We start from the raw sequence: 13345 nt of genomic DNA, 5'->3' as shown, positions 1-13345 counted from the left end.
GCCAATCCCCTTTCGGCCGACGGTTATCCGGTAGCGGTCCGCGCGCTCGTCTCGGTCCGGGACGCCAGCGCGAACCGCAGTTCGCTGCGGCGGGCGACCGCGAGTTTGCGGTACACCCGCGTCAGGTGCTGCTCCACCGTACTGGTGGTGATGTTCAGGGCCTCGGCGATATCGCGATTGCGCTGACCGATCGCGGCCAGTTCGGCCACCCGCCGCTCGGCCGGGCTCAAGGCGTCGAAACCGGTGTCGACCAGGGTTTCTCGCGCGGCCGGCACCGGGTCGACCTGCAGCCGCGCCAGGAGCGGTTCGGCCCCGCAGATCTCGGCGAGTCGCGCCGCCTCCCGCAGCGGGGGCCGGGCCCGGTCCGACTCCCCCAGCGCCCGGTAGGCGTTCCCGAGATCGGCGAGCACCGTGGCCAATTCGAGTTCGTCGCCACCCGAGCGGGCCAGCGCCGCCGAGCGGCGCAGCAGCGTCACCCGCCGCAGCGGATCGCTGGTCGCGGCGAGCAGGCGCAGCGACACCCCGCCGGTGTGGTGCTGCTCGGCTCCGCCGATCAGGTCGAGGTGCCGGGTCACCAGATTCCGCACCTGCCGCTGCTGCCCGGATACCAGGCCGGCCGCGGCCAGGTCATTGCGCCACGGCGCCAGCCAGGCGAAGTCCATGTCCCACTCGTCCATCAGCCGCCCGCACCGGCGGAAGTGCCGCAGCGCCTCCTCGGGCCGGCCGGTGGCCAGGCAGTGCTCGCCGCAGGCACGCAGATAGCCCAGCGCGAAACGGGATTCGAACATGGCGCGCGGCATCGGCCGCTCCAGCTGCGCGGCGGCCTCGGCGTGCCTGCCCTGTGCGGTGAGCGCGCGCACCAGCACCGCGACCGCCCGGCCCAGCCACACCCCGAGCTGTTCGGCGGGCAGCAGATTGAGTGCCGCCAGGGCGTGCCCGGCCGCCTCGACCGGATTTCCCTTGCGCAGCAGCGTCTCCGCGCGCGCCGAGGCGAACAGCGCCTGCCAGGTCGGGGCGCGGCGCGCGGTGGCCTCGGCCAGCAGGGCGGTACACCAGGCGTCGGCGGCGTCGAGGCGATCGGTGTGCAGCAGGCAGTCGACCGCCGCCACCAGCACCTCGACGGTGGCGGGGGTCAGCCGGTGGTGTGCCAGGATGCGCTGGGCCGCGGCGGCGGTCTCGGCGGGCGAGCGCTGCTCCCACAGTCCCGCCAGCAGTGCGGCGGCCTGCCGGTGGGGTGAATCCCGGTCCGGCGACGGCGATTCCGGGCCGGAGCGGGCGCGGGCCAGCCACGGATGCCGTTGCGCCTGCACCGGATGCGTGTAGCGCAGCCACGCCCCGACGAATTCGAGCCGATCGGCCGCCGCCGCGTCCGTGCTGCGACGCAGCTGAACCAGCGCGTGATCGGCGTGCAGGACATGACCGTGCCACAGCATCTGCAGCACGGTCATGGGCAGCTCCGGATGCGGCACCCGCCCGGTGCGCAGGGCCGCCTTGAGCCGGCCGAAATTGCGGGTGCGGCACGACGGGTTGATCCGCCACTCCACCGCCACCAGCCGGGTCGCGATGGCGGCCCGCTCGTCGGCGCGTCTGCTGGCCCGATAGGCCAGCTCCAGATAGGTTCCGGCGCTGTCCAATTCATCGGCGTCGAAGTCGCGGTCGGCGACCTCCAGGAGCACCTGCGCCGCCCACGAGCCGCGGGCGTCGCCCGCCTCGACCAGGTGCCGGGCTACCGTCGCCGCGGGCAGGCCCTCCCGGAAGAGCAGTTCGGCGGCCCCGGTGTGCAGGGCGCGCCGATCCTCGTCGGGCAGGTCCCGCAGCACCGGGGCCGCCAGCTCCGGGTGCGGGCGGCACTCCCCCACGATCAGCCCGGCCGCCGCCAATTCCGCGACCACCGCCCGGATCTCGTCGAGTTCCGTGTCCAACAGCGCCGCGACCCGGCCCACCCCCGCGGCGGTCCCCAGCACCGCCACCGCGCGCGCGACCCGCAGCCGCTCCGCGTCCGCCGCGCTCACCTGGGTGGCGACCGCCCAGCTCGTCCTGGCGCCGGCCCCCACCGGCATATCCCCTCGGTCCCGAGCGACCGACCGTGCCATCTGACGTCCCTTTCACCGATCGGGATGCGCCCGACTGACAGGCGTGGCACGGCGAGCTTCGGTGTGCTGGAGCGGCATCATTGCAGCGAGGGCGCATGGGCGCCCAGGATCAGCCGGGGCACAACGGTTTCGAAATGTACTGCCAAACAGTGTATTTCACATCCGCCTAAGAGGTGGTGACGAGCGCGTGCGGGCGATAGACCAGGGCGGCCGCCGACGTGTCGTCCACCGCCAGGAACACCACCGCGCGCGCCTCGTCGAGCATGCCCTGGGTGGCCGCGCTCAGATACGCGTGCACCGGGCCCGCGGAATACGGGTCGCCGACGAAGGGGTCGATTCCGGCGACCGCGGCCGAGGGCACCCCGATCCGGTAGGCCACCCGCTCGCGGAAGCCGGGGGCGGGGGCCGGGGCCAGCAGTACCGCGCCGCCGGTGGCGAAGACACCGGGCTCCAGTCCTTCACCGGCCAGGCATTCGCGCAGCGCGGCCTCGGCCAGCGCGAGCGGGTCCCCGGTCTCGGTGCGCACGGTCAGCGCGGTGCGGCCGCCGGTGCCGGCCGTATCCAGGTCGGCCCACGCGGTCGGGGCGAGCGCGCCCGGGGTCTCGGTGGTGTAGATGCGGCCGAAACCGCCCGCGCTGTCGGAGGAATGCAGCAGGATGGCCGCACCGCTGGCGGCGTACGGGAAGTCCTCGCGGTCACGCTCGGTGGACGGGTGGGTGTCGCCGGCCACGATGAGCGCGTACTCGACATCGCCGAGACCGGTGAAGCACTGCGCGGCCATGAGCGCGTGCACCACCCCGGTGCCGCCGTTGAGCAGGTCGAAGGAGAACGCGGGTACCCGCCCGGTCGCGTACTCCAGGCCCACCTCGAGGCGCTTCTGGATCAGCGCGGCCACCGCGGGTTCGGCGATATTGCTGTCCCGGAACACCCCGGCATTGACCACCAGGCCGACCCGGTCGGCGGAGACCTCCGCCGCCGCCAGCGCCTGCGCGCCGGCGCGGGCGGCCAGCTCGAAGTAGCTGCCGGTGTCGGCGTCGGTGCAGACGGCCGCGGAAACGATTGCGGTGCTCATGGATTCAGGCCTCCAGCCGGGAGATGGTCGCGGCGAGGTGCCCGGAGACCACGCCGGACGCCTCGGGGATCAGCAGCACCTTGGAGCCGCGCGGAATCCGGCCCTGTGCCAGGTGTTCGCGCAGCACCAGGAAGTGCGAGGTGGACGCGGTGTTGCCGTATTCGGCGTAGACATTGAGCGCCTGCGGCATCGGGGTGTCGAAGTGCCGCTCGGTCAGCGAGCTGATGTAGTCGATGGCCGGGCCGCTGAACTGGTGGTGGATCCAGTAGTCGTACTTCTCGCTCTCCCAGGCCCGGCCGGTCTCCAGCAGGAAGTCGGCCATGCGCGAAATGCCCTGCAGGAAGCGGGATTCGCTGGCCAGCGCGCGGTTGTCGGTGTACATGGCGATGCCGGTGGTCTTGTCGCTGGGCATGCCGATGCAGTGCTCGGCGCCGGCCGAGGTGGTCATGAGCTCGATGTAGTGGATCTCGTCCGCGTCGTCGCCCTGGTCGTCGACCACCACGGCCACGGCCGCGTCGCCCACGGTCAGGGCGGCGAACTGCGGGTCGTAGGGCTGGGAGATCTCGCGGGTGGCGGTCTCGGCGATGGGGGTGATCTGCTCGCCGCTGACCACCAGGCCGCGGCGCACCACACCGGACTTGATCATGCGGTCCAGCACCAGCACGCCCGTGATCATGCCCGCGCAGGCATTGGACAGGTCGAAGTGCAGCGCCCGGCCCGCGCCGATGGCCGCACCCAGCTGGGCGGCGAAAGACGGTGCGAAACAGTACTGCCCGGGCCCGGTGAAGCGGGTGATCGACACCGAGATGATGACGTCCAGGTCCGCGGCGTCGTAGCCGGAGCGGGCCAGGCAGTCCTCGATGGCGTGGCGCGCCAGCGCGAACGACGATTCGTAATTCTCCGGATCGCTATTGTGCACGCGCCGGTTCTTGATTCCGGTAATTCGTTCCAGGTCCAATGCCCTGGGTACCGAAAGGCTGTTGATCACGTCCTCGGTGGAACGGATGGTCGTGGGTGTGTACGCACCGATCGATTCGAAGCGTGTACGCATGTGGCCCCCTGCTCTCTGGACTGAGCGTGTCCGGTCGAATGTGGCTGCGGCGGCCGCAATTCGGTGTCCCCCGAGCCGGCCCCGCTGATAATCCCGTAGCCCCGATGCCAAGTGAAACGCTACCGTACCCACCGGTAGACGAGTGTCCCACGCGCCTCACCAATCACAGTGCGCTCAAGCGATTTTCACGGCGTAATCGCTGGAAGGAAGTGGTGCGCACGCCGATCGGCGAATGGTCGCCGCGTCACCCCGTAGGGGTGGAATAGGGGGTTGCGAAGAACCGGTGTCGGTACCCGGGGACACACTAAAACTGTTGTATATCAAACGAATACGGAGCGCCACGTCTAGCGGTCCGACATCACCCCGTGTAGCCTCACCGATACATTCCTCGCATTCCTCGACAATTCACTGGGGGAAGTGTGTCGCATTCCTTGCCCACCATTTATTGGCGCGCTCTCGATCGTTTCAGCGATATCGTCGCCGCCCATCCCGAACGGGAGGCGGTGATCTATGCCGACGGCAGGAATCGGGACGGCCTGCCCGATTACCGTCACCTCACCTACGCCGAACTCGACGCGTGGTCGGACACCATTGCCGAGCGGTTCGCCGAGGCCGGCGTCACCCGCGGCGTGCGCACCATCGTGCTGGTGCGGCCGGGACCCGAGCTGTACGCCGTCCTCTACGGGCTGTTCAAGATCGGCGCGGTGCCGGTGGTGATCGACCCGGGCATGGGCATGTTCAAGATGCTCCGCTGCCTGCAAGCCGCCGACGCCGAAGCCTTCGTGGGCGTCACCGAGGCGCAGGCACTGCGCATCGTGTTCCGCGCCTACTTCCGCAAGGTGCGGATGGCGGTCACGGTCGGGCGCTCGTGGTGGCAGGGGCCCACCCTCGAAAGCTGGGGCCGCACACCGGCTTCCGCGCTGCCCGAACGCGAGCCCGCGCCCGATGACGAACCGCTGCTCATCGCGTACACCACCGGCAGCACCGGGCCCGCCAAGGCGGTGGTGCTCACCCACGGCAATCTCAGCGCCATGATCGACCAGGTGGACGCCGCGCGCGAGCACGTCGCGCCGGGCACCTCGCTCATCACCGCGCCGGTGGCGGGCATCCTGGAGCTGCTGCTCGGATCCCGGTGCGTGCTACCGCCGCTGATTCCCTCCAAGGTCGGGGCGACCGATCCGGCGCACGTCGTCGACGCGGTGCGGCGGTACCAGGTGAAGACCATGTTCGCCTCCCCCGCCGTGCTGATCCCGCTGCTGCGGCACATCGAGCAGACCGGGGCAGCGCTGCCGAGCATCCAGAGCATCTACTCCGGCGGAGCACCCGTCCCGGACTGGTGCATCGCGGCGCTGCGGCAGGTGCTGCCCGAGCCGGCGAAGGTGTACTCCGGCTACGGCGCGACCGAGGCGCTGCCCATGGCGACCATCGAATCCCGCGAGCTGCTGGGCGATCTGGTGGAGCAGGCGCACACCGGGTACGGGGTGTGCGTGGGCACGCCCGCGCTCCACGTGCAGGCGCGCATCATCGCCATCACCGACGATCCGCTGCCGGACTGGGCGGAGGCGGAGGCGCGGGCAGCCGATCTGGCGGCGTCGCGCGGGATCGGCGAGCTGGTGGTGTCGGGGCCGAATGTCAGCCCCCGCTACTTCTGGCCGCAGGCGGCCAACCGGACCGGCAAGATCGCCGACGGCGAGGTGATCTGGCACCGCACCGGAGACCTGGCCTGGATCGACGATGCCGGGCGAATCCGCTTCTGCGGGCGCAAGAGTCAACGGCTGGAGACGGCGAGCGGGCCGATGTTCACCGTGCAGGTCGAGCAGGTGTTCAACACCGTCGAGGGCGTGGCCCGCACCGCGCTGGTGGGCGTGGGTGCGCGCGGGGACCAGCAGCCGGTGCTGTGCGTGGAGCTGGCGCCGGGAGCCGACCGGGCCGCGGTCGAGGACCGATTGCGCGGGCGGCGCGACGAATTCGACATCACCAAGCCGGTGGCGGAGTTCCTGTTCCATCCGCGGTTCCCGGTCGACATCCGCCACAATGCCAAGATCGGCCGCGAGAAGCTGGCGGTCTGGGCGGCCAAACAGCTCGACGGGTAGGGCCACAGCATGAGAAGCCCGGCGCCGCAGGTGGTTCCGCTGGTCACGCGGTTGTACTTCCTGGCCGGGATCGCCGCCCGGTTGTATCTGGTGGCCGGACTGATCGCCGCGGTGGCCGGGCGTGCCCCGTCGAATCCGGCGCTGCGGCTGCTGTGGTGGGCCGGCGCCGCACTGTGCGCCGCGGATCCGGCCACCCGCATACCGGTCAGCATGGCCGCCGACGAACTGGCCAGCCGGATCGGCTGGGACACCGCGGCGCTGACGCCGCTCCTCGGCCGCGCCCGGCGACGCGACCACACACTTCTGGAGGCATCGTGAAAGCAGCAGCATCGTGAGGGCATTGGTGACGGGGGCCTCCGGCTTCCTGGGCGGCGCGCTCACGCGCCGGCTGGTGCGCGACGGGGACCACGAGGTGGCGATTCTGGTGCGGCGCACCAGCAATCTGCGGGACCTGGCCCCGGTGCTCGACCGGGTGCAGCGGGTGGTGGGCGATCTCGGCGACCCCGACTCGCTGGAACGCGCCGTCGCCGGGGTCGATGTCGTGTTCCACAGCGCCGCCCGCGTGGACGAGCGCGGCACCCGCGCCCGCTTCTGGACCGAGAACGTCGCCGCCACCGCGCGATTGCTGGCCGCTGCCCGGGCGGCGGGCGCGCAGCGGTTCGTGTTCATCTCGAGTCCGAGCGCGCTCATGGACCGTGACGGCGGCGACCAGATCGATATCGACGAGTCGGTTCCGTATCCCCGCCGCTACCTCAACCACTACTGCGAGACCAAGGCCGCCGCCGAACGCCTGGTGCTGAAGGCGAATACGCCCGGATTCATCACCTGCGCGCTGCGGCCGCGGGCCATCTGGGGTGCGGGCGATCGATCCGGTCCCATTGTGCGGCTGCTCGAACGGGCAGCGGCCGGGACCCTGCCGGATCTGTCGGCCGGGCGCGAGGTATACGCCTCGCTGTGCCATGTCGACAATATCGCCGAGGCCGCGGTCAGGGCCGCTGCCAGCGAGAATGTCGGCGGCAAGCCGTATTTCATCGCCGATGCGGAGCGGACCGACGTGTGGGGGTTCCTCGGTGACGTCGCCGCGGACCTCGGTTATCCGCGGCCCGGCCGCAGGCTCGATCCGCGCGTGGTGGCGCTGGTGGTGTCGGTGATCGAAAACCTCAGGCGGGTACCGTATCTCGCCGAACACTGGACGCCGCCGCTGTCGCGGTACTCGGTGGCGGTGATGACCCGCTCGGGCACCTACGACACCTCCGCGGCCACCCGTGATTTCGGATACCGGCCCGTCATGGATCGCGACACCGGCATGACCGAACTGAAATCCTGGATCCGCAGCGGGGAGGTGATCGCCGGATCCACCCGCTGACCAGCGCTCGGACGCTCCCCTCAAAACTTGTGTTACGCGCGGTACCGGCTAACATGGCTGGTACCGCGCGAGGGTGAGTCGGTGCTGACGGCCCTCGAGGCCGCAGAAGCAGTGCAGCACCGCTACTCAATGAGGAGAGCGCCCGATGCCGGAGTTCGACTATCACGGCGTATCCGTCGCCTACGATCGCGCCGGGTCCGGGGATCCGATCCTGTTCCTGCACAATATCGGCGGTGACCGGCGCATCTGGGTGAACCAGACGCGCGCGCTGGCGGCCACCAACACCGTGTACGCGCTGGACCTGTTCGGCTACGGCGACTCCGACTCACCCGCGGACGGCTACACCGTCGACAACTACGTGCGCATGGTGTCGGAGTTCATCGACACCCACGGGCTCACCAATGTCACGATGGTCGGCAACTGCTTCGGCAGCGCGCTCTCCCTGCTGTACGCACGCCGCAACCCGCAGAATGTGCGTGCCCTGGTGCTGTGCAGCCCGCTGACCGCCGCCACCCTACGGCCCACCCCCACCGGATGGACCGCGCGCGCGGCCGCCCAGCTCCCGCTCGACTCGGTCGCGGGCGCGATCCGGCTGCCCGGTTTCGCCGCGAATCTCGTCGTCCGCGAACAGCTCGGCCCGCGCGGCCGCGGCATGGGCGCCTCCCCCTTCACCGGCCTGCGCCACCGCTGGAGCGAACCCCGCCGCCTGCTCCCACCCGCGGCCATCGCCCGCGACCTCCCGAAGCTGGCCGTCCTCGACGACTTCCGTCCCGCCCCCGGCTTCCCGCCCATCACCACCGTCTGGGGCGCCAAGAACCACATCCTCTCCGCCGCCGCCGGCGCCCGCCTCAATGCGACGCTGTGCCCGTCCGAATCCATCGAACTCCCCGACTGCGGCCACCTGGTCATGCTGGAACAACCCGAAACCGTCACGGCCGCAATCCGTTCCGCCACCCGCACCGCCCTGGCCGGCTGACCAGGGCCCCGCCTGGTACATCTCGGTCGGCGCGGAGAACGACCTGGAGGGCAATGTCGGCGCATACCACTATGTTTCGTTCGTGCAATCCATGCCCGACCTCGATCATCTCGACGCGGACTGCGTCACCAGCCCGGCTCGGCACTGGATCAGTGCCGGGCCGCTCATGCTCTACGACAACTCGCAGCGGTAACCACTGCCCGGTCTCGTCGGGAAATCCGGATCTGGTGGGACGCTTCGCAGGTCAGCCTGCCGCGCGATGCAGCAGGGTGGCCAGCTCGTGGAGTCGTGCGGTCAGTTCCGGGGGGTCGAGGACGCAGAACTCGAAACCGAAGCCCGCAACGTAGATGGCGATGGCGTCGAGGGAATCGGCGCCGGTGTGCAGGATGCAGGTGTCCGGGTCGACGGCCTCGAGGACGCCGACGGTCGGGGCGATCAGCTCGGCGGCCCGTTCGGCGGAGGTCAGCAGGGTGATGCGGGCCTGATAGCGGTACGGCGCGGTGGTGACGCCGCGAGAGACCTGGGCGGCGGCGTCGGGGGCCTCGCGTGGTGTGAAGCGGGGGCCGGTGGGGATGCGCGGGGTGAGGCGGTCGACGCGGTAGGTGCGCCAGTCCTCGCGGTCCACGTCCCAGCCGGTCAGGTACCAGCGGCGGCCGATGTGCACCAGGCGGTGCGGTTCGGTTGTCCGGCGCGAGGATTCGCCCTCGTGGGTGCGGTAGTCGAATCGGAGGCGATGCTGGTCACGGATGGCCGCGGCGATGGCGGTCAGGGTGTCCGGGTCGACGCGCGGGCCGCCATCGGGGACGGCCACGGTCGCGGCCTGCAAGGCCGTCACCCGATGCCGTAGCCGCGAGGGCAGCACCTGCTCGAGTTTGGCCAGCGCCCGCAGCGAGCTCTCCTCGATGCCCGCGATCGTCCCGCCCGCCGCCGTGCGCAATCCCATGGCCACGGCGACTGCCTCGTCGTCGTCGAGCAGCAGCGGCGGCAACTGTGCGCCCGCGCCCAGCCGATATCCGGCCGCGCCGGCGGTGGCGTCGACCGGATAGCCGAGGGCGCGCAGCTTGTCGATGTCGCGGCGCACGGTGCGCACGTCGACCGCGAGCTGGGCGGCCAGTTCCGCGCCGCTCCACTCGCGCGGGGTCTGCAGCAGCGACAGCAGGCGCAGCAGCCGGGCGGAGGTTTCCAACATGAATTCGATTCTGCCGCACAGCTAGGGCAGAACCTGTCCTAACTTCCTTCTACCGTGGTTCTCATGAGCGAACAGATCACGCCCTTCCGCATCGACATCCCCGCCGAGCAGCTCGACGACCTGCGCCGGCGACTCGATGCCGCGCGTCTGCCCGCCCCGCTGCCGGGCGACGACTGGGACACCGGCGTTCCGGTGCACTGGTTGCGCGCGCTGGTCGACCACTGGCGGACCGGATACGACTGGCGCGCTGCCGAGGCCGAGCTCAACCGGTATCCGCAATTCGTCACCGAGATCGAAGGGCAGCGCATCCACTTCCTGCACATCCGCTCCGCCGAACCGGGCGCGGTGCCGCTGCTGCTCACCCACGGCTGGCCCGGTTCGATCGCCGACTTCCTCGACGTCATCGGCCCCCTGAGCGATCCGCGCGCCCACGGCGGCGATCCGGCCGATGCCTTCCACCTGATCATTCCCTCGCTGCCCGGGTTCGGATTCTCGGGACCGGTCGGCGACTCCGGTTGGACCCGGGCCCGTATCGGCCGGGTCTGGGCGGAGCTGATGAACCGGCTCGGCTACGAGCGCTACGCCGTGCAGGGCGGCGACATCGGCGGCGCGGTCAGCCCCGAAGTGGCCCGCACGGCGCCGGATCGGGTGATCGGCGTGCACGTCAACGGCGGCCCGAACCTGCCGCCGCCCTCGGCCGCGGACGACATCGACGAACTCACCGAGCTCGAGCGGGACCGGGTGCGGCGCATCCAGGCGTTCATGCGAGAGGAGTTCGGGTACGTCGCGATTCAGTCCACCCGGCCCCAGGCCCTGGCATACGGACTGGTGGATTCGCCGGTGGGACAGCTGGCCTGGATCATGGACAAGTTCCGGGAGTGGACGCATCCGCGCGGCGTGGACCCGGACAAGATCATCGACCGCGATCGCCTGCTCACCACCGTCATGCTCTACTGGCTCACCGGCACCGCGGGTTCCGCGGCCTATGTCGGGTACGCCAACACCGGGGAGTGGGGTGTGCCCGGCGTGAATTCCGGTGTGCCGACCGCCGTCATCGCCTTCGCCCACGACGTCTGCATCCGCCGCTACTGCGAGCAGTCCAACACCATCACCCGCTGGGTCGACGTGGATCGCGGCGGGCACTTCGCGGCCATGGAGGAACCCGAGCTGCTGGTCGCCGACATCCGCGAGTTCTTCCGCGACCTGCGCTAGGTGTGCTCTCGCAGGAGCCGGTCTCCGTCATCGTGGTCGATGCGACGGCCAACTCCTCGTGCAACGCCGGCCCGGTGGCCGGCGCCGCACGAGGTGGTCGTGGTGTGTCTCAGGCGTTGACGCTGACGACCCCGGCGGCCCCGCCTCCGATGTAATGCACGCCGTCGAGGCCCTGAGCTTGGCTGAGGGTGTCGGTGAGGTGCCGGATGGTGACGCCGTCGAGGATGGAGTGGAAGTGGCCGTCCTCGGTGAAGTTCACATTGCCACCCTCGACGAAGGCCAGGAGCACGGTGTCCTCGGTGTTGTCGGCGGGGCAGACGAAGGTGTGCACCGAACCGGCCGGCTCGTAGAGGTAGGAGCCCGCGGTCTGCATCTGGTCCGGGTATTCCAGGTAGTGCCAGCGGCCCGCCAGGGTGTATCCCTGTGCGATGCCGGTGTGGTAGTGCAGTGGCACCGCGGCGCCGGGCTCGAAGATCGCGAGCACGACCCACTGGCCGGTCTCGAGGTCGAGGCGCAGCGGCTTGAAGTGGACGCCCGGACCGAGAGCGTCGCGGATCAGCGGGATGTCGTTGGAATTGACGGTGAGCAGCTCGCCCTGGGGCAGGGCGACCAGCGGCAGCGGCGTACCTGTGCTGGTGGTCGCAGACTGCGGTGCGGCGGTGAGTGTCATGACTGTTCCTCTCGAGGGGTGACAGCGGCAGGTCGGTCGACGTTGCCGTAGGTGGTGCGAAGCTCGTTCCCGGACTCGGGCGAGTGCAGTGGGGTCGCGCCGACCTGGCTGCGCAGGTGCGGCAGGACATGGTGGGCGACGCGGTCGGGCTCTTCGAGCCACACCCAGTGCCCGGCACCGGCGATCTTGTGGATCCGCGCCGACGGGAACGGCACGCGCTGCCGATCGGCCAGGTCCGTGGGGAGATAGACGTCGGCGGTGCCCCAGACGACCAGGCAGGCGAAGTCGTGACGAGCCAGCGCCGCGGCCAGCGCCGGCATCGCGGAGACCGAGGTGGACCGGTACAGGCGCAGAACGGCCCGCTTGGTCCCCCACGGCCCAAGATGCGCACCCACTCGGGCCACCCACCGCCGGTCCAGACCGGGGTTGTCATGTCCGAGCAGGCCCCGGACCAACCATGGGGTGGCACCGCGCTGGAACAGCTCACCCACCAGAGGCAGTCGCCAGACCCGGGCCAGCCGGTGCCAGCGGTAGTCGAGCATCACCCCGGTATTGACCAGGGTGATACTGGCGACCTTCTCGGGATGGTCAGCGGCCCACGTCAACGCCCACGGACCGCCGAAGTCATGCGCCACCAGATGCACCCGCTCCAAGCCGAAGGCCGCGATCACACCGTCGAGGTGACGGGCGTAACCGGCGACGGTGTAGTCCTGGTCGGCTCGTTTCTCGGCGCCGGCGAAGCCGGGCATGTCGGGGGCGATGACCTGGGCGAACTCGCTGACCGGCTCCATCAGGGACAGCCAGTCGGCGCCGCCGCCGGGGTTGCCGTGTACGAACACCACGGCCTCGGTGGGCGAGGCCTCGCGCGGACCACCCACCAGCACCGGCGATCTGACATCGCCCACGACGACCTGACGATTCTCGAACGCGGTACTCACGACAGGTCGACCGCCCACGGGTCGGTGGCCAGCAGCGCCGAGGTGGTCAGTGCGGCAGTGCGGTGCCGGCCGACCTCCTGGTAGCCCGGGTCCATCACCATGTCCAAGAACGCGGACCGCGAGGGGTAGTGCACCAGCAGGATCGTGTCCCACCATGCGTCGCCCTCGTGGCCGATGACGACACTGCCGGCGTCGCCGACGTACACGATCGAGGCACCCACGCGCTCCAGATGCGGCTGTACCTCACGGGCGTAACGCAGGTAGCTGTCGCGGCCCCCCTCGTCGTCGAACTTCAGCAGGTTCACCATGATCACCGGGCCACTGGCCTGCCCGGCCGCCTCGACCAGAGCACCGACCTGGTGCTCGGTCGGGTCGATGTACACGGATGACTCAACGGTCATGGCAGCCTCCTGGGCGATCGTCACAGGGCCACACGGCCCTGTGACGCAGGACACTACGAACCGCGGGCATGTGCCGTCTCGGTCAACCGCAACAGACTTCGACCGCCTCACTGTGCTGCCGCAACAGTCGGCAACTCACGGGTGGGTCAGCTGGAGGGGAGCCCGCGCAGGGCAGGCAGCAGCGCCAGGGCCACGCGGAGATCGAGATCGCCGCTCCCGATCGCGTGACCGAGGATGCTCTCGGCCTGCCGGACCCGGTAGTTGACCGTGTTCGGGTGGATGTG

Annotated in this window: 13 protein-coding genes; 5 read left to right on the top strand and 8 right to left on the bottom strand. The window is 70.3% G+C overall.

Going from position 1 to position 13345, the window contains the following annotated elements:
* Positions 1-23 precede the first annotated feature (23 nt).
* From ACWEQQ_RS38090 to ACWEQQ_RS38080, 3 genes are all read right to left on the bottom strand, one after another.
* Positions 24-2060, bottom strand: coding sequence for a LuxR C-terminal-related transcriptional regulator (locus ACWEQQ_RS38090; protein WP_452351598.1), 2037 nt, complete (start codon positions 2058-2060; stop codon positions 24-26).
* A 199-nt stretch (positions 2061-2259) separates the two neighbouring features.
* Positions 2260-3165, bottom strand: coding sequence for a hypothetical protein (locus ACWEQQ_RS38085; protein ID WP_452351597.1), 906 nt, complete (start codon positions 3163-3165; stop codon positions 2260-2262).
* Positions 3166-3169: 4 nt separating this feature from the next.
* Positions 3170-4216 (bottom strand): 3-oxoacyl-ACP synthase III family protein, encoded by a 1047-nt coding sequence (locus tag ACWEQQ_RS38080; protein WP_452351596.1) that lies wholly within the window; start codon positions 4214-4216, stop codon positions 3170-3172.
* A gap of 431 nt (positions 4217-4647) precedes the next feature.
* Between ACWEQQ_RS38080 and ACWEQQ_RS38075 the strand changes: the two genes are divergently transcribed.
* The 4 genes from ACWEQQ_RS38075 (at position 4648) to ACWEQQ_RS38060 (ending at position 8651) form a co-directional block, all read left to right on the top strand.
* Positions 4648-6309: a fatty acid CoA ligase family protein gene (locus ACWEQQ_RS38075; protein ID WP_452351595.1), complete on the top strand. Its 1662-nt coding sequence runs from the start codon at positions 4648-4650 to the stop codon at positions 6307-6309.
* 9 nt (positions 6310-6318) lie between these two features.
* Positions 6319-6627: a hypothetical protein gene (locus ACWEQQ_RS38070; protein ID WP_452340091.1), complete on the top strand. Its 309-nt coding sequence runs from the start codon at positions 6319-6321 to the stop codon at positions 6625-6627.
* 13 nt (positions 6628-6640) lie between these two features.
* Positions 6641-7675, top strand: a complete 1035-nt coding sequence (locus ACWEQQ_RS38065; protein ID WP_452351594.1) for an NAD-dependent epimerase/dehydratase family protein — start codon at positions 6641-6643, stop codon at positions 7673-7675.
* Positions 7676-7820: 145 nt separating this feature from the next.
* Positions 7821-8651 (top strand): alpha/beta fold hydrolase, encoded by an 831-nt coding sequence (locus tag ACWEQQ_RS38060; protein WP_452340093.1) that lies wholly within the window; start codon positions 7821-7823, stop codon positions 8649-8651.
* Between the two features lie 244 nt (positions 8652-8895).
* On the opposite strand, the gene ACWEQQ_RS38055 is transcribed toward ACWEQQ_RS38060, so the two are convergent.
* Positions 8896-9840, bottom strand: coding sequence for a helix-turn-helix transcriptional regulator (locus ACWEQQ_RS38055; protein WP_452351593.1), 945 nt, complete (start codon positions 9838-9840; stop codon positions 8896-8898).
* Between the two features lie 63 nt (positions 9841-9903).
* Here ACWEQQ_RS38055 and ACWEQQ_RS38050 point away from each other — a divergent pair, with 63 nt between their 5' ends.
* Positions 9904-11052: an epoxide hydrolase family protein gene (locus ACWEQQ_RS38050; protein ID WP_452340095.1), complete on the top strand. Its 1149-nt coding sequence runs from the start codon at positions 9904-9906 to the stop codon at positions 11050-11052.
* Between the two features lie 109 nt (positions 11053-11161).
* Here the strand turns inward: ACWEQQ_RS38050 and ACWEQQ_RS38045 are convergent, their stop codons facing one another.
* The 4 genes from ACWEQQ_RS38045 to ACWEQQ_RS38030 all read right to left on the bottom strand — a co-directional run bounded on the left by ACWEQQ_RS38045 (position 11162) and on the right by ACWEQQ_RS38030 (position 13342).
* Positions 11162-11722, bottom strand: coding sequence for a 2,4'-dihydroxyacetophenone dioxygenase family protein (locus tag ACWEQQ_RS38045; protein ID WP_452340096.1), 561 nt, complete (start codon positions 11720-11722; stop codon positions 11162-11164).
* Entirely contained in the window at positions 11719-12660 is a 942-nt protein-coding gene (locus ACWEQQ_RS38040) for an alpha/beta fold hydrolase (RefSeq protein WP_452351592.1), read from the bottom strand. Before ACWEQQ_RS38040 ends, ACWEQQ_RS38045 begins: the two co-directional genes overlap by 4 nt.
* Positions 12657-13061 carry a DUF1330 domain-containing protein gene (locus tag ACWEQQ_RS38035; protein ID WP_452351591.1) on the bottom strand — a complete coding sequence of 135 codons (405 nt, stop codon included), beginning with the start codon at positions 13059-13061 and terminating at the stop codon, positions 12657-12659. Before ACWEQQ_RS38035 ends, ACWEQQ_RS38040 begins: the two co-directional genes overlap by 4 nt.
* A gap of 146 nt (positions 13062-13207) precedes the next feature.
* Positions 13208-13342 (bottom strand): helix-turn-helix domain-containing protein, encoded by a 135-nt coding sequence (locus ACWEQQ_RS38030; protein WP_452351650.1) that lies wholly within the window; start codon positions 13340-13342, stop codon positions 13208-13210.
* Between the last annotated feature and the right edge of the window lie 3 nt (positions 13343-13345).

This window comes from Nocardia sp. NPDC004123 (assembly GCF_053603795.1).
The sequence above is the reverse complement of the archived record's forward strand: the minus strand, read 5'-3'. Positions and strand labels throughout refer to the sequence as shown.